The organism is Nonomuraea sp. NPDC049158, from assembly GCF_040648335.1.
Lineage (GTDB): Bacteria > Actinomycetota > Actinomycetes > Streptosporangiales > Streptosporangiaceae > Nonomuraea.
Genome location: NZ_JBEZDM010000045.1, coordinates 40,900 through 57,472 on the forward strand (window position 1 = coordinate 40,900; position 16,573 = coordinate 57,472).

Sequence of the window (16,573 nt, forward strand, 5' to 3'; positions counted from 1 at the left end):
AGGGACTCACCGTGAGCCATGAGCATCCACGGTAATGCAGATCACCCCCGGTCAGGAGAGGACTGCCCAGACGATCTTCCCGTGGGGCGCGAGTGCGGACCAGCCCCATCGGTGGCTGAGCGATTCGACGATGTGGAGTCCGAGGCCGCCGGTGTCGAGAGGGCCAGGGTATCTCAGCACGGGCACCGATGAGCCTGGATCGGTGAAGGCGCTGGTAACCAGTGAGCCGCGGCGCACCAGGGACATGTGGACCGGGCGCTGGCAATGCGGCTCGGCCAGGTGTAATCCGTGCCGCAGCGCGTTGGTGGCCAGCTCGGAGACCACCAGCTCCATGTTCTCGATCAGCTCGCCGAGCCCCCATGCCGTCAGGGTGCCGTTGGTGAAGCTGCGGACGGAGTGGATCGAGGACGGCGTGGGCGGGAGGACGAACGTGGCGCTCGAGGCCGGGCCTGGGACCAGCAGGTCACGCGCGGCTTCGGGCCACCACCCGAGCGGCGGCCACCAGTCGAACGTGGTCCAGGTGCCCTGCGTCGCCGTGGTGGATTGCACGTTGATCATTCTGGGGCAAACTCTCGTGCAGGTGCAAGAGCGAATGCACGTGCAGACACCGTGTGCAAGCGCTACCGTTGCCCCAAAAGGTCAATCAGTGGGAAAGGGGATCTTGTCCGCGGCATATGATCTTTCGGCCGTGGAGTGACAGACTGTGTGCTAAGGAAACGACCAAGGAGCAGCACGTGTCCCTCGATCCGCCCGGTTCAGGTTCGACCGTTCGGCGCATCATGCTTGGCGCCAGTTTGCGGCGGCTGCGTGAAGCCAGCGAGCTCACCCGCGACCAGGCCGGATTCCACATCCGGGCGTCCGAGTCGAAGATCAGCCGTATGGAACTCGGTCGCGTCGGATTCAAGACACGCGATGTGGAGGACCTGCTCACCCTGTACGGCGTCGTCGACGACGCCGAGCGCCGTGCCCTGCTGGAGATGGTCCGCGAAGCCAACACCCCCGGGTGGTGGCACAAGTATTCAGCCGTTCTGCCCGCGTGGTTCACCACGTACGTGGGGCTAGAGGAAGCAGCCAGCGTGATCCGTACCTATGAGGTGCAGTTCGTGCCCGGTCTGTTGCAGACGGCCGCATACGCACGCGCGGTATACCAACTCGGCAACCCCGATGAGACCCCTGGGCAGATCGAGCGCCGCGTGCATCTGCGCATGCAGCGACAAGAGCGCTTCACGCAGAAGGACGGCCCGCGACTGTGGGCGGTCATCGACGAAGCGACCCTCAAGAGGACCATCGGCGGGCGGGAGGTCATGTCCGAGCAGCTTCAGCATTTGCTGGAAGTCGCTGCCCTTCCCAATATCACCATTCAGGTGATGCCCTTCAGATATGGCATGCACGCCGCTGAAGGTGGCGCGTTCAGCATCTTGCGATTTCCCGAGTCCGACTTGTCGGACGTTGTCTATGTCGAGCAGCTCTGGGGTGCCCTGTACCTGGACAAGCGTGAGGACATCGATCCATATCTCACGGCTATGGAGCAGTTATGCGTGGAGAGCACCACGCCAGGGGGCACCGTCGAGCTCATCGGCGGTCTTCTCAGAAAGATGTAGATGAAGCAGACCTACAACGGCATGCCCGCGACCGACCTGCAGCAGGTCGCCTGGCGCAAGAGCCACTACAGCAACTCACAGGGGAACTGCGTCGAACTCGCGAAGCTCCCCGACGGCGGGGTCGCCGTGCGCAATTCACGCTTCCCCGATGGCCCGGCCCTGATCTACACCCGCGACGAGATCCGAGCCCTCGTGCTCGGAGTGAAGGATGGGGAGTTCGACGGTCTCCTGGTGTAACCGGCTGTTAACCTCCGGCGGGTCCCCTTAACGGGGGCGCGCCGGAGGCGTAACCGCCCCGCCTCCTGCGGACTCCATGATCAGCACATGCTCGACCAGATGACCCTTTATCCGATCGCCGACGACGTGCTCTTCGCACCCGGCGGCAAGGTCGTGATCCGTACCTACGGCGTGGCGCCCTCCGGCGCTCCCGTCTCCTATCGCACGTGGGTCACGGGTCTCCGTGACCAGCCGCGTTACTGGCACTGGGGACACTTCGAGGACGCCGCCTCCGGGCACCGCAGGGTGCTGGAGTGGCTGACGGGGAGGGGACCGCAGCCTACCCAAGCGGGCGCTTGATCGGCTAGGGTTGAGGCCGAGCAATCGCTTGGTCAAAGGAGCCCTGGATGCGGCGTGGGATCTACCTTCTCGAAGAGGTCGACTTCCGGCCGATGAACTCCCGGCGCCCGATGGAGTACCTCACCTGGCTGACCCGCTACAAGCGCGAGGACGAGGCCCGCCAGGCGCCCACGCTGACCTCCGGCATGTCCATCAGGTCCCGCGAGATCGACCTGGCCGGCGCCTTCTACGCCGTGGGCATCACCGGGCACCCGCAGTTCAAGGCGGTCACGTTGTGGGACTGCCACGGCGGGTGGGACGGTGGCTGGCGCCAGATGATGGAGATCTACCGAGGGGTGGACGACCGTCTGTTCCTGTCCGACATCGACGACCTGCGCTTCTCCGCCTTCTCCCGCCCGCTCGGCGCCGTGCCGGGCTGTCCGGACCTGAGCGAGGTGGCCACCGCCGAGTTCTACGTGTTCGAGAGCGCCCGCGTACGACCCGGCGCCGCCCTCGACTACCTGGAGGCGGTCCGCACCGAACGCGCGCCGCTGCTGGCCGAGCACGGGCATCACCTGGTCGGCCTGTACGAGGTGCTGTTCTGCGACACCGAGGCCGTCACGGTCTGGGGCGTGTCGCTCGACGACCACCTGCGCACGCAGCGGGCCCGGGACGCCGCCCTCGGGCTGGACGACGAGGTGCCGCCGGACCCGCGCCTGCTCGACTGGGCCAAGCGGGCCCGGGACTTCCTCGACGGGCCGTGGCGCGAGACCCTCCTGTCGCCCTTCCCCGGCAGTCGTCTGGCGCCCGGAGGCACATCGGGTTAGCGTCGGGCTGCGGAGGTAGCCATGACGGACTCGTACCTCTATAACGGGCAGGGCTCCCAGGACCACGTCGCCTCGTGCCCGGACTGCGGCGCGGCCATCGCACTCCTGGACGCCCCAGGGGAGGCGGTCTCTCCGCCGCCCGGGCTGCGGGAGGCGATGCTGGCCAAGGCGCGGATGCGGCGCAGCCCCGCCGAGACGGCGGTCGCGGCCGTGGCCGTTCCCTATGCCCAGCAGGTCGCGCTCATGGACGAACTGCTGGGCGAGCTCAGCGTGGCGCAATGGGAGGCGCCGCTGGCCAAGCACGGCACCGTGCGCGGCATGGTCGAGCACCTGGCCGCCAACGACGCCAGGGTCGCGGGTTTCATGGGCGTACCGGCGGTCGGCGACCTGCCGGCTCACCGCCGCTGGCGCGAGCAGGCCGGATCCCTGCTCGAACGCGTCTCCGGCAGCACCGGCGTGCTGCTCGGCGTCGAAGTGGAGCTGGCCGGGACCAGCCCGGCGCGCGGGCCGCTGCGGCACGCGATGGTCCAGCGGACGTTCGAGACCTGGACGCACGCCGACGACATCAGGACCGCCACCGCCAGGTCCTCGGCGCCCCCGGCCGCCGAGCACGTGCGGATGATCGCCGAGTTCGGGCTGGCCATGCTGCCCAGGGCCGTCAAGGGGCCGCGCCGCGACGTGGCCGCCACGGTCGTGCTGACCGGGCCCGGCGGCGGCACGTGGACGGTGCCGCTCTCGTCGACGCCCGACCGTGTCGCCGTGCTGGTGTCGGCGGACGCCGTCCACTTCTGCAAGCTGCTGGCGGGCCGGTGGCCGCCCGACTCCTTCCCGTACGCGGCCGAGGGCGATCCCGCGCTCGCCCGCGAGCTGATCCGGGCCGCCTCCACGCTGGGATGTGACTGATGGGCCCCGACGTGGACCTGCACGCCCGGCTGGTCGCGGGCGACCTCGACGCGCTGGCCGCCGCCTATGACGAGCACAGTCCCTTCGTGTACGGGGTGGCGATCAAGATCACGGGGAACCGGGTGTCCGCCGAGGAGATCACCCAGGACGTGTTCGTCGGGCTGTGGGAACGGCCGCTGTCGTACGAGCCCCGACACGGCTCACTGCGGGGCTGGCTGGTGAGCAAGGCGCTGCACGCGTCGGCGGTACGGGCTGAGGTCGGCTGACCCGCGCGCGCCGGGGTCAGGTGACCGGTGCGTTCCAGGCCGTCACCACGGGTTCGGCGTGTTCGTAGCCCAGCCGTGAGTACGTGCCGGTGTCGAGCTTGAACAGGCGGCCGTCGGTGGGCGGCAGGCCCAGCCAGCGGGCCGTCAGCACGCGCAGGAAGTGCCCGTGCGCCACCAGTGCCACCCGCCCTTCTGCCGCCTTCGCCCTGGCGATCACCCGGTCCGCACGCGCGCCGACGTCGGTCGCGCTCTCCCCGGGATGCTCGGCGTCGCCGGGGGTCACGCCGTCACGCCACAGGTACCAGCCCGGCCGGGTCTCCCGGATCTCGGGCGTGGTGATGCCCTCGTAGCCGCCGTAGTCCCACTCCCACAGATCCGCGTCCACCTCGTACGCCTCCAGCCCGGCCAACTCCGCCGTCCGGCGGGCCCGCTGGGCGGGGGACACCAGCACCAGGTCGAACGTCATCTCCTTGACCAGCGGCGCCAGCGCCCGCGCCTGCTCCTCGCCCTCGGGCAGCAACGGCACATCGGTGCGGCCCGTGTGCTTGCCCGCCTTGCTCCACTCTGTCGCGCCGTGCCTGAGCAACACCATCTCGTCCATGACTTCCATCATCCGGCACGGTTGACCTCAACCGTGGTTCAGGTAGCAGGCTGGGCGGCATGCACGCGATAAGGCTCTATTCCTACGGCCCTGCCGAGAACCTCCGCTATGAATCCGTCCCTGATCCCCTGCCGGGCCCCGGCGAGGTCCGCATCGCCGTACACGCCGTCGGTGTCCACTTCATCGAGACGCTGTTCAGGCGGGGCATCCCCATCGGCCCGCACCCCGCGCCCGACCTGCCCGCGACGTTCGGCCACGAGGTGGCGGGGGTGGTGGAGTCGGTCGGTGAGGGCGTCGGCCCCGGCCTGCTGGGCAGTCGCGTGGTGACCAGCGAGGTGACCTCGGGCGGCTACGCGTCGCTCGCCGTCGCGCCCGCCGCCGGTCTGACGGTGCTTCCCGACGGGCTGGAGTACGGCGCCGCGGTCGCCATGCTCTCGACCGGCGCCACCACGCTGGGACTGCTGGAGGTCGCGCCGGTGACGGCCTCGGACGTGGTGCTGATCATGGCCGCCGCCGGGGGGATCGGCACGCTGCTCGTCCAGCACGCCCGCCGGGTGGGCGCGACGGTCGTCGGAGCGGCGGGCGGCCCCGCGAAGGCGGCCCGGGTCCGCTCGCTGGGCGCCGACCTGGCGGTCGACTACAGCACGCCCGGCTGGACGGACGTCGTACGGGAGTCGGTCGGCGACGTCACGATCGTCTTCGACGGGGTCGGCGGCGAACTCGGCAGAACCGCCTTCGAACTCCTTGAAGGTGGGCGGCAGGTCGTGTTCGGGCAGGCGTCGGGGGAGTGGTTCCATCCTGAGGAGGCCGAGTTGAAGGCCCGTGGCGTGACCTCGTACGACGCCCTCGCCTACCTGCTCGGCCGCCAGGGCGGCATGGACGACCTGCAGGAGCGGGCGCTGGAGGCGGCGGCGAACGGCGAGCTCACGCCCGCCGTCCAGTCCTTCCCGCTGGAGCAGGCCGCGGCCGCCCATGCGGCACTGGAGAGCAGGAACACCATGGGCAAGGTGATCCTCACCCCGTAGCGAGCTCCTCGACGATCGGGGTGAAGGCGTCGAGGTCGCGCTCGTGATGCACCACGAAATACGAAATATCGTGCTCATCCCGCCAGTAGCGGAGCTTGTCGACTATGTCGTGGTGGGTGCCGAGGAGTACCTGTGGCGTCTCGTCCAGCTGTGAGGTGTCGGCGGCGCTCCAGGTCTCCTCCGGCTTGCGTACGCCCACCTGCACCACGCTCGTGCCCAGCTCCAGCCGGTCGTAGCGGTCGCCGGCGGCCGCGCGTACCGTCCGCAGCTTGTCCATGAACGCCTGCCGCCCGCCGTCGCTCCCGTCGGGCCCGGTGCCGTCGGCGCGTACCCGCATCCCCAGGTTCACCACGTCGGCCTCCCGGGCGGCCAGCCGCAGCATCCGCGGCCCCCCGCCGCCCAGCAGCAGTCGCGGATGCGGCCGCTGCACGGGCTTGGGCTGCTGGTCGAGTGCCTGGATCTGGTAATGCGCCCCGTCGTAGGTGTACGGCCCGTCGCCCCACAGCCCCTTCAGCACGGCCACGGCCTCAGCCAGCCGGTCCACCCGCACCCCGGGCGGCTCGAACGGCAGGCCGGCCCGCTGGTAGTCGTCGGCCATCCAGCCGGTCCCGAGCCCCACGTCGAGCCGCCCGTCGGACAGCACGTCGAGGGTCGCCGTCTCCTTGGCCAGCACGGCCGGATGCCGGAAGTCGTTCGCGAACACGAGAGTCCCCACCCGAAGCCGCGTCGTCGCGCCGGCGGCGGCGGCCAGCGCCGCCACGGGGGCGAACCGCGGACCGACCAGGTGATCGGGCACGAGCAGCACGTCGAACCCGGCACTCTCCAGCCGCCTGGCCTTGTCCGCCCACGCCTTACCCGATTCCGCCTGCCGCACCACCGCCCCAAACCTGAACCGCCGCACGGCATCTCCTTCGCTTGAGCAAGCGCTTGTGTAGGTACGCTTGTCAGCTTAGGGGCGATCACCCCGCGAAACCACGGAGATGGTCAACTGCGCGCACGTAACGGCGCCCGGCCATGTGCGGGTTCAGCGGCCGTTTTCCTGGAGGCCCTCAGCCATGTGCGGCGGGTGGCGGGTGGGGCGGCTGTGCCGTACAGGAAACAAAGGCCCTGACCGGCGGGCACGCGCGGCGAGATCAGGCCAGGCGGAAGGCGGCGCGGCCCGCGAGGGACGTGACCAGCGCGTGGACGATCCGCGCGATCAGCATTTCCAACAGCATCATGCCCGCCTTCGCGAGCAGAGAGGCCAGAAATTCAGACACCGAGTACCTCACCTCAGTAAACCTATCAATATGAGGATAATCGGCCACAAAAGTTGCGATAAGGCCACAATTCAGGTGTCTATATGGTGAACCGCTGATGACTGCTCCGCGCTCACCCGCTCCATCAGCACCGCCACCAGCGCCGCCGCCCCCGCGCAGCCCAGCCCGATGGCCCAGCCGAACGGGCCGACCGGACGGCAGCCGAACACCTGGCTCAACCCCGGGACGGAGATGATCACCATGAGGGCCGCCAGCGACGACACCGACGCGAGGAACACCAGCCGATCCCCGTCCCCCACCGACAGCGTCTGCAGCAGTTGCGCTCCCACCAGGCCGATGAGCCCGACGGTGGACGCGCGGCCCGGCGTCCCGGTCATCCGGCCGAGCAGCCACGCCGCGGTCGCCGCCGCCGCGGTGGTGATCGCGCGTACGTAGATGTCCCGGGTCAGGGCGGTGCCGAGCGAGACCTCCGGCCCCTCGGCGAGCAGTTTCTCCGGGCTCTCGGCGTTCGGGGGGCGAACGGCCACGGCCATGGCGGGCAGCATGTCGGTGAGCAGGTTGACCAGGAGCAACTGGCGGGCGTTCAGCGCGCTGCGCCTGGACAGCAGGCTGGATCCGACGGTGAAGACGATCTCGCCGACGTTCCCGCCGAGCAGGATGCCGAGCGAGTCGCGGACCGAGCCCCACATCGCCCGGCCCTCGGAGATCGCGTCGATGATCGTCTCGATGCGATCGTCGATCACCACGATGTCGGCGGCGGCCCTGGCGGCCGGGACGGCACGCGGTCCGAGGGCGATGCCGATGTCGGCGAGCCGGATCGCCGGGACGTCGTTGGCGCCATCACCGGTGACGGCCACCACCTTGCCGGCCCGCCGCAGGCAGGAGACGATGCGGGCCTTGTGCTCGGGCGTGGTCCGCGCGAACACCGCCACCTCGGGCAGCGCCTTGGTCAGGGCGTCGTCGTCCAGCCGTTCGAGCTCGGGTCCCGTCATCACCCGCTGGCCGTTCAGAACGTGGATCTCGGCGGCGATGGCCTCGGCCGTGCTCGGATGGTCACCAGTGATCATGATGACCCGCACGCCGGCGCGCATCAGGCCGTCGACGCTCCGCTTGGCCGTGGGCCGTACGGGATCGGCCAGGCAGAGGAAGCCCAGGAAGCACAGGCGCTGGATGCGGGACTCGTCGAGATCGGCGCGGCTGGACGCCTCGCGCTCGGCCACGGCGAGCACGCGGAAGCCCTGCAAGGCCTGCCTTTCCACCTCCTTCTCCAGCTCACGCCTGGTCCTCGCGCCCATGGGTACCTGCTCGCCGCCGCGGATCAGGTGGGTGCAGCGCTCGAGGACGACCTCGGGGGCTCCCTTGACGCTCAGCAGGTGACCCGACTCGGACAGGCCGAGCACCGCGTGGTAACCGCGCGCGGGCTCGAACGGCAGCTCGTCCACCCGATGCCACTCCCGAAGGCCGTCCTTGGGCGCCACGTGGAGCTTGGCGGCACCCTCCACGACGGCGCGGTCGGTCGGATGGGGGATGCCCCGCCCGCCCTCGAAGCGGGGGCCCGCCCGGAGCGCCGCGCCGACGATCACCCTCAGCTCCGGCGTCAACGTCTCCAGCGGCCGGGCGCGGCTTCCGTCCGAGACCTGGCGCAGGCTGATGTGGCCTTCGGTCAGCGTCCCGGTCTTGTCGAAGCAGAGCACGTCGACCCGGCCCAGGGCCTCGATGGTCGACGGGTTGCGGACCAGCGTGTTGCGCTGGGAGAGCCGTTTGCTGGAGGCGAGCTCGGCCACGGTGGCGATGAAGGGCAGCCCTTCGGGGACCGCGGCGACGGCCAGGCTCACCGCGGGGGCGAGCGCCGCGGACAGGGGAGAGCCGCGCAGCAGGTTGGTCACCATCAGGACCAGGCCAGACCCGATCGCGGCGGGCAGGATACGGCGGCTCAGTTTGCGCAGCCGCAGCTCCACACCGCTCACCGGCGGCCCCTCGGCGGCCAGTCCGGCGGTCCGGCCCGCCTCGGTCTCCTCCCCGGTCGCCACGATCACGGCCAGGCCGTGGCCGGCCGCGACGGTGGTGCCCTCGTACACCATGGACCGGCGATCCGCGATGGCGGCGGCGACGGTGGGCGCCGCGGTCTTGGACACGAGCTGCGACTCGCCGGTCAGGGTGGACTCGTCGATCTCCAGGCTGACCGCCTGGATCAGCCTGCCGTCGGCCGGTACGGCGTCACCGGCGCGCAGCTCGATCACGTCCCCCTTCACCAGGTCGTCGGCGACACCGGAGACGCCGCCGCCGGGCCTGCGCAGCCGGACCCGTACGGCGGTGACCTCGGTGAGCCGGTGCACCTCCCGGTCGGCGCCGCGCCGCTGCGCCCCGCCGATGACGGCGTCGACCACCATCACGCCGCCGATCAGTACGGCGTCCAGGACCGAACCGACCGAGGCCGACAGCCCCGCGCCCGCCGCCAGGACCGGCGTCAACGGGTTGGCCAGCTCCTCCAGGGACGCCATGACCAGGGAGGTGGGCCCGGCGGAATCCGGCCGCGCCGGTTTCGTCCTGCGGCGCTCGGCCTCCTTCTGGTTCAGCCCGTGCGGCGAGGTGCGCAGCAGGGCGAGGACGTCGGCCACCGCCATCGCGTGCCACGGCGTGCGGTCGGCGGGCACCGGCGGCGCCGTCCGCCTGACGTTCCGTCCCACCCACTCCCCGGTGACCAGGGCGGCCACCGAGGTGCAGTCGCGTACCAGGTGCGCCCGCGCCACCGCCGTCGGGGCCGGGCCGAGCACGGCCAGGCCCGCGCCGACGACCCCCGCCGCGGCGGCCACCCGCACGCTGCGCCTGCTGGCCTTCTTCGCGTACGGGACGCAGCGCAGCAGCAGGTGGATCCCGTCGAGGTCGCTGATCACGTCGGCGTCCCACGGCACCCGCCCCGCCCCCCTGAGCACGCCGATGCCCAGATCCGCCTGGCGCAGGCCGCGCCTCGACGTGCGGGACACCACCGCCACGACGTGCCCTTCGGACTGCAGCGACCGCAGCGCGGCGACCAGCCGGGCGCCGCCGTCGACGACCTGTTCCACACCGAGTCGCGGGCCGAGGTACGCCTCCCCACCGGCCAGCACCACGTCACCCGCGCCCTTCGCGGCGGCCACCACGGCTTCGGCCAGCGGGTGGAGCTCCGGCGCCACCCCGACCAGGGCAACCGGGACCCCCTGCCGTGAGATCCTGATCGGCCGGATCCCCTGGCGGCGCCACCGCCGCACCTCCACGGGCTCGCGCGTCGCCGAATACGGCTCCGCCGACCAGCCGTCCCGCTCACGCTGGGCCGCCGGATCGGTGAGGTCGAGCAGCGTGTAGATCCGCGCGTGCAGCTCGTCCAGGCTTTTGTCCACGCCGTGGTCAGTGCCGAGGTTCGCGCCGATGTTCGCGCGGTGGTCCGCGCCGTGGTCCGTGCCAAGGTTCTCGCCGAGCGGGACGATCCCGTCGATCGTCCACCCGCCCGTGGTCAGCGCGGCGGCGTCGAGGAGGACCGTGTCGACGCGATCCAGGCGGCCCAGCGCGCGGCGGTGGAGCACCATGCCGCCACGGTTGGCCAGGGCGCGCGCGAGGACACTGGTGAAGGCGTCCCTGCCGAAGTGCGCGGCCTTCGGGATCCCCGTGATGAGCACGGAGAGCCCCCGCTCGTGGCCGCCGCCCACCACGGTGGTGACCGCCTGCGTCACCACCGTGGCGGTGCTCGCGGCATTGGCGTACAGCTCGACGGGCCCGTGCGGCAGCGGAACCGGCCGGGGCCGCTCCGCGACCTTGATGTGCCGGTACGCCCCGTCGGCATCGGCGAACTCCTCCTCGCGCAGCTCCCAGGCCCGCCGCCCGGCGCACGTGTCGACGAAGCGGATGGCCGCCGCGACGGAGTCGATGAGCATCGACAAGGGCCGCACCGCCAGCGTCTGCGAGACGAGGCGAGTCGAGGCGACCACCGCGTCCGTGGTGGGAATGCTCATGTACCGCTCCAGCTCACGCCGGATCCGCGGGGTGTGCTCGGCCAGCGACAGGACGGCGGGTACGGCCGGCGACACGCTCGGCAGGCGGGCGACCCGGCCGGCCAGCGCGAGCCCGGTGCCCAGGACGTGCAGGCCGAGGCTCATCGCGGCGCGGGCCTGCTGCTGCACGCCGTCGAGCGCCACCGGGCCACCTTCGCGGGCGCCGTCCAGGTCGAGTTCGTCGACGATGGCTGTGAGTTTGTCCAGATCGGCCGTGGCCGCGTCGCAGCCCGCGAACACGCAGCCGAGCGCGCCGTTGACCTCGGCCCGGTCCACCCCGGCCGAGCGCAGCCGGTCTTCGAGTACGCGCGCGGCCGACTCCGTGCCCGGGCCGCCGACGTGCCGCAGCTCGATGCGTACGCCACCCGCGCACTTCTGTATCCGGCGCGGACGGGGGAGCATGCTCCGTACCGGCTCGGGGAGCACGCTCAGGACCGTGTCAGCGGAGAACGGCCACATGTCGTCCCCTCGGCGGAACCCTCCGGACGGCGCGCAGGCTGCTCAGAACGCGCAGGCTGCTCAGAACACGTGGCAACCCGATCTCACCGGCCCGACCGCGTACGCCCGGCGGTGCTCGCCCGAGCACCTCGTGACGTGGTGGCGGAGGCGGACTTGCGCTGGGCGGAGGCTCTCTTCGAGGCGCCGGTGGTCGAGGCGGTGCCCGTCGAGGAGGCGCCGCGCCTGCTTGCGGCGGTACGCCTACCCGAGGTGGCGGTCTCCCCCGAGGTGGTGCCGGTGCTCCTGGACGAGCGGGTGCTCTTCGGTACGGCGGTGCTCCTGGAGGTGGTGGTGCTCTTGGGTGTGGCGGCGCTTCTGGACGTGGTGGTGGTGCTCTTCGGTGCGGCGGTGCTCCTGGAGGTGGTGGTGCTCTTGGGTGTGGCCGAGCTCCTGGACCTGGTGGCGGTCTTCGGTTCGGTGTCGCTCTTCGGCGTGGCGGTCGTGGCGGTCGCGGTGCGGCCTCGCGCGGCGGAGGTCGCCGCCCGGCTGCGAGTGGTGGCGGTCGCCGCCCGGCTGCGGGTGGTGGCGGACGCGGTGCGGGTGGCGGTGGTCGTGGCGCGCCCGCGTGTGGTGGCGGTCGTGGCGCGCCCGCGGGTGGCGGCGGGCGCCTCCGTGGCGCGGGCGGGAGTCCCGTTCGCCCTTTCCTGTCGGCGCCGGCCTTCCTGGCCGCGCCGTGCGATCAGCGCACCGGCGCCGATGGCGGCGGCCACCGGCCAGTCGAGCACGCCGAACGCCGCGAGCGCGCCGAGCGCGCCGTAGTACGCGAGCCGCTCGGGCGGCGGTAGGAACGTCCGCGCCACGTCCACGGCGTGACCGAGCTCCCGCCGGGAAAGGCGCGGCATCCCCAGACGTGGCATTCCCAGACGCGGCATCTCGACGTGCGGCATCCGCAACTCCGGGGGACGGACCTGGACACTCATCATCGGCAGGTCAATCGCCAGTTCTTTGGACGAACGCGCTCGAGACTGGGCAACGGCCATGATTCCTCCCCCATATCGAGAACGTCGGACGCCTCCCCTGCGCGCGACGAACAAGAGTTCCGTGCCCACTTTTATGGCCGTGTATCCGGTTTGTGGTTCCCCTTCCGTATTCGAGGGCTTGAGTTGACGGAAGGAAAGAGTACTTACCAAGCGCTTGCTCAGGTGCAAGACTGTGGGCATGGAGATCCCCGTGCGCGCCGCGTCGGACGACGAGGCGGGCTTCTTTCACGAGCACGGATGGGTGCGGCTGCCCGCCCTCGTGCCCCCCGACGCCGTGGCCGAGCTGAGGCAGCGGGCGGCCGGCTACCTCGCGGCCCGCGCGAAGCAGCGGCGGACGCTGGTGGACCAGGCGTTCGGGCAGTCGCGCGACATCGCCGAGAGCGACGAGGCGTTCCGGACGCTGGCCCTGAGCCCGGCCATGGGCCAGAACGCGACCCGGCTGCTGCACGGTGTGGAGGCCGTACGCGTGCAGGTCACGAACCTGCTCGTCAAGGAGCCGGGGGAGCACGCGGCGACCGAGTTCCACCAGGACTTCCCGTGGATGCCGATGGACCGCTCGGCGATGCTGACGGTCTGGCTGGCGCTGGTGGACGTACCGGCGGACATGGGGTCGCTGCGCTTCTTCAGCGGTTCGCACCGGTACGGGCTGCTCGGGCGGAGCTTCACCCGGGCGGGGGACGACCAGCTCAGCCAGCACCCCTGGCTCAAGCAGCTGGAACTGTCGCCGCCCCTCGACCTCGCGGCGGGCGACGCGACCGTGCATCACGCACTCACCGTGCACGGAGCGCCCGCCAATAACCGCGACCAGCCGCGCCTGTCGTTCACCGTCACGTACTTCGACGCCAACGCCCTCTACACCGGCACGCCGTACCAGCAGACGGACGGGCTCGACCTAGAGGTGAACCGGCCCTTCGACCACCCGAGGTTCCCGTGCGTGTGAGCGCCCCAGACGTACAGGTGAGAGACGCCCATGCCTGAGACCGTGAGAGGGCCGGTGGGCGAGCTGGGCGCCACGCTCATGCATGAGCACGTGTTCGGGCTCAGTCCGGAGATTCTCTGGAACTGGCCGGACATCCCGGAAGGATGGGACCTCGAGCGGCGGGCGAGGGAGGCGGCGGCCAAACTGGACGACCTCCGGGCCGAGGGCATCGACACGATCGTGGACCTGACCGTCATCGGGCTCGGCAGGTACGTCCCCGCCGTCCAACGGGTGGCCGAGCTGACCAGCGTGAACATCGTCGCCGCCACCGGCCTCTACACCTACGACGCCCTCCCCCCGTACTTCGGCAACCGGGGTCCCGGCTCGCTGTTCGGGGGGCCCGATCGGCTGGCGGAGTTCTTCGTACGGGACATCGTTCAGGGCATCGGCCGGACCGGGGTCAAGGCGGGCATGCTCAAATGCGCCACCGACCATCTCGGCATGACCAAGGGGACCGAACGGGTGTTCCGGGCGGTCGCCGAGGCGCACCTGGAGACGGGCGTGCCCATCACCACCCACTCTCACAGCGCCTCCAAAGGCGGCCTGGAGCAACAGCGGCTGCTCGGCGAGCTCGGCGTCGACCTCACCAGGGTCGTCATCGGCCACGCGGGCGACTCGACCGACGTCGCCTACCTGGAGGAGCTGGCCGCGAACGGCTCCTACCTCGGCATGGACCGCTTCGGCATCGAGACGCTCTCGCCGTTCGAGGACCGGGTGTCGATCGTGGCGACGATGTGCGCGCGCGGCCACGCCGACCAAATGGTGCTAAGTCACGACTCGTACTGCTTCAACGATCGGTTCGACGCCGAGGTCGTACGGCAGCGCCACCCGAACTACCACCTCCTGCACATCTCCCGCGACGTCCTGCCCGAGCTGCGCAAGCGGGGCGTCACCGAGGACCAGATCCACCAGATGCTCGTCGACAACCCCCGGAGGATCTTCGCATGATCGAGGGCACGACGGACGGCACGACCGAGGACGTAACCGCTGGCACGATCGAGGACTTCGACGTCGGCTCGGACTGGCACGTCGCCTCGCCGTACGCGTTCCTCGGCAGGCTGCGGCGGGAGCTGCCGGTGTTCCGCAGTGAGCACCTCGGTGCCTACGTGCTGACCCGGCACGCCGACGTGCGCGGGGCGTACGGCGATCCGAGGCGGTTCTCCTCGGAGGGCTCGCTGACCATCTCCCGCAGCCTCACCCGCGAGACACGCGACAAGCTGGGCGAGCACGGATCCTTCCTGTCCAGCTTCGTGGCGAACGTCGATCCGCCCGACCACACCAGGCTGCGGCGTTCGGTGTCGAAGGCGTTCACGCCACGGGCGGTCTCGGCCATGGAGCAGCACTTCCGGCGGCTCAACGAGGACCTGCTCGACCGCGTGGCGCCCAGAGGCGAGGCCGACTTCGTGTCCGAGATCGGGCACGAGCCGTCGATCAAGCTGACCGCCCGGTTCATCGGGGTGCCCGAGTCGGACGAGGGCTTCGTACAGGCGCATGTGAAGGACTGGTTCCAGCTCTTCCTGTCGCCGCAGCCGCCCGACCGCCAGCTCGAACTGGCCGACAGTTTCCTGACATATCTGGATTACGTGGATCGGCTGGTCGCGTCCCGGGCCAAGGAGCCGCGCGACGACTTCACCTCGCTCATGACCTCACTGATCGGCTCCGAGCTCAGTCACCGCGAGGTGGTGGAGCTGATCTCCACGATCCTGCTCGGCGGCAACGACACCGTGCCGAACCAGCTCGCCAACAGCGTCCTGCGACTGCTGCGCGAGGACGCCTGGCCGGTCGCGCCGCCGCTGATCCAGAACGCGGTCGAGGAGTGCATGCGTATCGACGGCGCTTCTCTCGGTTCGTTCCGGTACGCCACCACGGATATTTCTCTCCACGACGTGACAATTCCGGAGAAGTCGCTGGTGCTCCTCTCCACCGACTCCGCCGCCCACGACGAGACCGTCTTCCCCGACCCGGACCGGTTCGTCATCGACCGGGCCAACGCCGACGCCCACATGGTGTTCGGCTACGGCATCCACTTCTGCGTGGGCGCCGCGCTCGGCCGTCTGCAACTCCGCACCGCGCTCGAGGTGCTCGGCCGCCGCCTGCCCACCCTCAGACTCGCCGACGAACCCATCGTCTACCGCAAGTCCATCGTGGGCCGGGGACTGACAGCCCTGCGGGTGACGTGGTGAGTGGCGCGCCGGGCCGGTTCGACGGGCGGGTGGCCCTGGTGACGGGCGCGGGGTCGGGCATCGGCGCGGCGTGCGCGGCGCGCCTGGCCGCCGAGGGCGCCTGCGTGGGCGTCCTGGACGTGAACGCGGCGGGCGCCAAGTCGGTCGCCACCGCCATCCGCGCCAGGGGCGGCACGGCCGCGGCGCTCGTCTGCGACGTGTCGGACGAGAAGCAGGTGGCCGGGGCGATCGGCGAGCTGCTCGCCTCGTTCGGCCGCCTGGACGTCGTCCACTCCAACGCCGCCGCGCTCGGTCCCGGCACCTACGGCCGCGACCACGATCTCGAGGACCTCGACGTCGCCGTCTGGGACCGCACGATGGCGGTGAACCTGCGCGGCTGCCTGCTCATGGTCAAGCACGCGGCCCCCGTGATGGCCGACGGCGGCGCCTTCGTCGTCACCTCGTCGGTCTCGGGCCTGCTGGGTGACGTCGCGCACGTCGCGTACGGCACCTCCAAGGCGGCGCTGACCGGTTTCGTGCGGTACGTGGCCACCAAGTACGGCTCACGCGGCATCCGCTGCAACGCCGTCGCGCCCGCCCTGGTCCTGACCGACGCCGCCGCACAGGCCCTGGGCCGGGAGCGGCTGGCCGACAAGGCGGCCGAGCGGCTGCTGCCCTGGGCCTGCACCCCGGACGACGTGGCCGACCTCGTCGCCTTCCTCGCCTCGGGTGAGTCGCGGTGCATCACCGGACAGACGATCGTCATCGACTCCGGCACCCTGGCCCACCGCCCCGAGCACGCCCTGCGCCAATGGCGCGACGCGGCGGAGTGACCCCCGGGTTCTCCGGGGTGGTTCGTCACACGACCGTCTCGACCTCCTGTGACGGTCTG

At 70.9% G+C, this 16,573-nt stretch carries 17 protein-coding genes; 12 read left to right on the forward strand and 5 right to left on the reverse strand.

Annotated features, from left to right (window positions below; genetic code table 11):
- Positions 1 to 51: 51 nt before the first annotated feature.
- Positions 52 to 558 (reverse strand): ATP-binding protein, encoded by a 507-nt coding sequence (locus AB0B61_RS50210; protein WP_358448243.1) that lies wholly within the window; start codon positions 556 to 558, stop codon positions 52 to 54.
- Positions 559 to 779: 221 nt separating this feature from the next.
- On the opposite strand from AB0B61_RS50210, the gene AB0B61_RS50215 reads away from it, so the two are divergent.
- The 6 genes from AB0B61_RS50215 (at position 780) to AB0B61_RS50240 (ending at position 4,152) form a co-directional block, all read left to right on the forward strand.
- Positions 780 to 1,601 (forward strand): helix-turn-helix transcriptional regulator, encoded by an 822-nt coding sequence (locus AB0B61_RS50215; protein ID WP_225299863.1) that lies wholly within the window; start codon positions 780 to 782, stop codon positions 1,599 to 1,601.
- The gene (locus tag AB0B61_RS50220; RefSeq protein ID WP_225299640.1) at positions 1,602 to 1,838 is read left to right on the forward strand and encodes a DUF397 domain-containing protein; all 237 of its coding nucleotides are present in this window, start codon (positions 1,602 to 1,604) and stop codon (positions 1,836 to 1,838) included.
- A gap of 87 nt (positions 1,839 to 1,925) precedes the next feature.
- A complete protein-coding gene (locus AB0B61_RS50225) occupies positions 1,926 to 2,177 on the forward strand; it encodes a hypothetical protein (RefSeq protein ID WP_358448245.1) in 252 nt (83 codons plus the stop codon).
- A 47-nt stretch (positions 2,178 to 2,224) separates the two neighbouring features.
- Positions 2,225 to 2,983, forward strand: a complete 759-nt coding sequence (locus AB0B61_RS50230; RefSeq protein WP_358448247.1) for a hypothetical protein — start codon at positions 2,225 to 2,227, stop codon at positions 2,981 to 2,983.
- Between the two features lie 21 nt (positions 2,984 to 3,004).
- On the forward strand, positions 3,005 to 3,886 hold the full coding sequence (locus tag AB0B61_RS50235) for a hypothetical protein (RefSeq protein WP_358448249.1): 882 nt from the start codon (positions 3,005 to 3,007) through the stop codon (positions 3,884 to 3,886).
- Complete coding sequence (locus tag AB0B61_RS50240; RefSeq protein ID WP_358448251.1) at positions 3,886 to 4,152, forward strand: sigma factor; 267 nt, start codon at positions 3,886 to 3,888, stop codon at positions 4,150 to 4,152. Before AB0B61_RS50235 ends, AB0B61_RS50240 begins: the two co-directional genes overlap by 1 nt.
- A gap of 16 nt (positions 4,153 to 4,168) precedes the next feature.
- Here the strand turns inward: AB0B61_RS50240 and AB0B61_RS50245 are convergent, their stop codons facing one another.
- Entirely contained in the window at positions 4,169 to 4,753 is a 585-nt protein-coding gene (locus AB0B61_RS50245; RefSeq protein ID WP_358448253.1) for a histidine phosphatase family protein, read from the reverse strand.
- A gap of 59 nt (positions 4,754 to 4,812) precedes the next feature.
- Here AB0B61_RS50245 and AB0B61_RS50250 point away from each other — a divergent pair, with 59 nt between their 5' ends.
- Positions 4,813 to 5,778: a zinc-binding dehydrogenase gene (locus AB0B61_RS50250; RefSeq protein ID WP_358448255.1), complete on the forward strand. Its 966-nt coding sequence runs from the start codon at positions 4,813 to 4,815 to the stop codon at positions 5,776 to 5,778.
- Here the strand turns inward: AB0B61_RS50250 and AB0B61_RS50255 are convergent.
- From AB0B61_RS50255 to AB0B61_RS50265, 3 genes are all read right to left on the reverse strand, one after another.
- Entirely contained in the window at positions 5,768 to 6,679 is a 912-nt protein-coding gene (locus AB0B61_RS50255; protein WP_358448257.1) for a TIGR03621 family F420-dependent LLM class oxidoreductase, read from the reverse strand. The two genes, AB0B61_RS50250 and AB0B61_RS50255, sit on opposite strands and share 11 nt — an antisense overlap.
- Positions 6,680 to 6,911: 232 nt before the next feature.
- Positions 6,912 to 7,037, reverse strand: a complete 126-nt coding sequence (locus AB0B61_RS50260) for a hypothetical protein (protein WP_358448259.1) — start codon at positions 7,035 to 7,037, stop codon at positions 6,912 to 6,914.
- A gap of 71 nt (positions 7,038 to 7,108) precedes the next feature.
- On the reverse strand, positions 7,109 to 11,521 hold the full coding sequence (locus AB0B61_RS50265; RefSeq protein WP_358448261.1) for a cation-translocating P-type ATPase: 4,413 nt from the start codon (positions 11,519 to 11,521) through the stop codon (positions 7,109 to 7,111).
- A gap of 69 nt (positions 11,522 to 11,590) precedes the next feature.
- Between AB0B61_RS50265 and AB0B61_RS50270 the strand changes: the two genes are divergently transcribed.
- The 5 genes from AB0B61_RS50270 to AB0B61_RS50290 all read left to right on the forward strand — a co-directional run bounded on the left by AB0B61_RS50270 (position 11,591) and on the right by AB0B61_RS50290 (position 16,514).
- Complete coding sequence (locus tag AB0B61_RS50270; RefSeq protein WP_358448263.1) at positions 11,591 to 12,319, forward strand: hypothetical protein; 729 nt, start codon at positions 11,591 to 11,593, stop codon at positions 12,317 to 12,319.
- A gap of 399 nt (positions 12,320 to 12,718) precedes the next feature.
- A complete protein-coding gene (locus AB0B61_RS50275) occupies positions 12,719 to 13,480 on the forward strand; it encodes a phytanoyl-CoA dioxygenase family protein (protein WP_358448265.1) in 762 nt (253 codons plus the stop codon).
- Positions 13,481 to 13,510: 30 nt separating this feature from the next.
- Entirely contained in the window at positions 13,511 to 14,467 is a 957-nt protein-coding gene (locus AB0B61_RS50280; RefSeq protein WP_358448267.1) for a phosphotriesterase-related protein, read from the forward strand.
- Positions 14,464 to 15,702, forward strand: coding sequence for a cytochrome P450 (locus AB0B61_RS50285; protein WP_358448269.1), 1,239 nt, complete (start codon positions 14,464 to 14,466; stop codon positions 15,700 to 15,702). Before AB0B61_RS50280 ends, AB0B61_RS50285 begins: the two co-directional genes overlap by 4 nt.
- On the forward strand, positions 15,699 to 16,514 hold the full coding sequence (locus AB0B61_RS50290) for an SDR family oxidoreductase (protein WP_358448271.1): 816 nt from the start codon (positions 15,699 to 15,701) through the stop codon (positions 16,512 to 16,514). Before AB0B61_RS50285 ends, AB0B61_RS50290 begins: the two co-directional genes overlap by 4 nt.
- Positions 16,515 to 16,573 lie beyond the last annotated feature (59 nt).

Bases quoted from the DNA above. Each gene is read 5' to 3' on its own strand.
- AB0B61_RS50250 (WP_358448255.1), top strand. From the start codon at position 4,813: ATGCACGCGATAAGGCTCTATTCCTACGGCCCTGCCGAGAACCTCCGC.
- AB0B61_RS50225 (WP_358448245.1), top strand. From the start codon at position 1,926: ATGCTCGACCAGATGACCCTTTATCCGATCGCCGACGACGTGCTCTTC.
- AB0B61_RS50240 (WP_358448251.1), top strand. From the start codon at position 3,886: ATGGGCCCCGACGTGGACCTGCACGCCCGGCTGGTCGCGGGCGACCTC.
- AB0B61_RS50230 (WP_358448247.1), top strand. From the start codon at position 2,225: ATGCGGCGTGGGATCTACCTTCTCGAAGAGGTCGACTTCCGGCCGATG.
- AB0B61_RS50275 (WP_358448265.1), top strand. From the start codon at position 12,719: ATGGAGATCCCCGTGCGCGCCGCGTCGGACGACGAGGCGGGCTTCTTT.
- AB0B61_RS50235 (WP_358448249.1), top strand. From the start codon at position 3,005: ATGACGGACTCGTACCTCTATAACGGGCAGGGCTCCCAGGACCACGTC.
- AB0B61_RS50220 (WP_225299640.1), top strand. From the start codon at position 1,602: ATGAAGCAGACCTACAACGGCATGCCCGCGACCGACCTGCAGCAGGTC.
- AB0B61_RS50210 (WP_358448243.1), bottom strand. From the start codon at position 558: ATGATCAACGTGCAATCCACCACGGCGACGCAGGGCACCTGGACCACG.
- AB0B61_RS50245 (WP_358448253.1), bottom strand. From the start codon at position 4,753: ATGGACGAGATGGTGTTGCTCAGGCACGGCGCGACAGAGTGGAGCAAG.
- AB0B61_RS50215 (WP_225299863.1), top strand. From the start codon at position 780: ATGCTTGGCGCCAGTTTGCGGCGGCTGCGTGAAGCCAGCGAGCTCACC.
- AB0B61_RS50280 (WP_358448267.1), top strand. From the start codon at position 13,511: ATGCCTGAGACCGTGAGAGGGCCGGTGGGCGAGCTGGGCGCCACGCTC.
- AB0B61_RS50285 (WP_358448269.1), top strand. From the start codon at position 14,464: ATGATCGAGGGCACGACGGACGGCACGACCGAGGACGTAACCGCTGGC.
- AB0B61_RS50265 (WP_358448261.1), bottom strand. From the start codon at position 11,521: ATGTGGCCGTTCTCCGCTGACACGGTCCTGAGCGTGCTCCCCGAGCCG.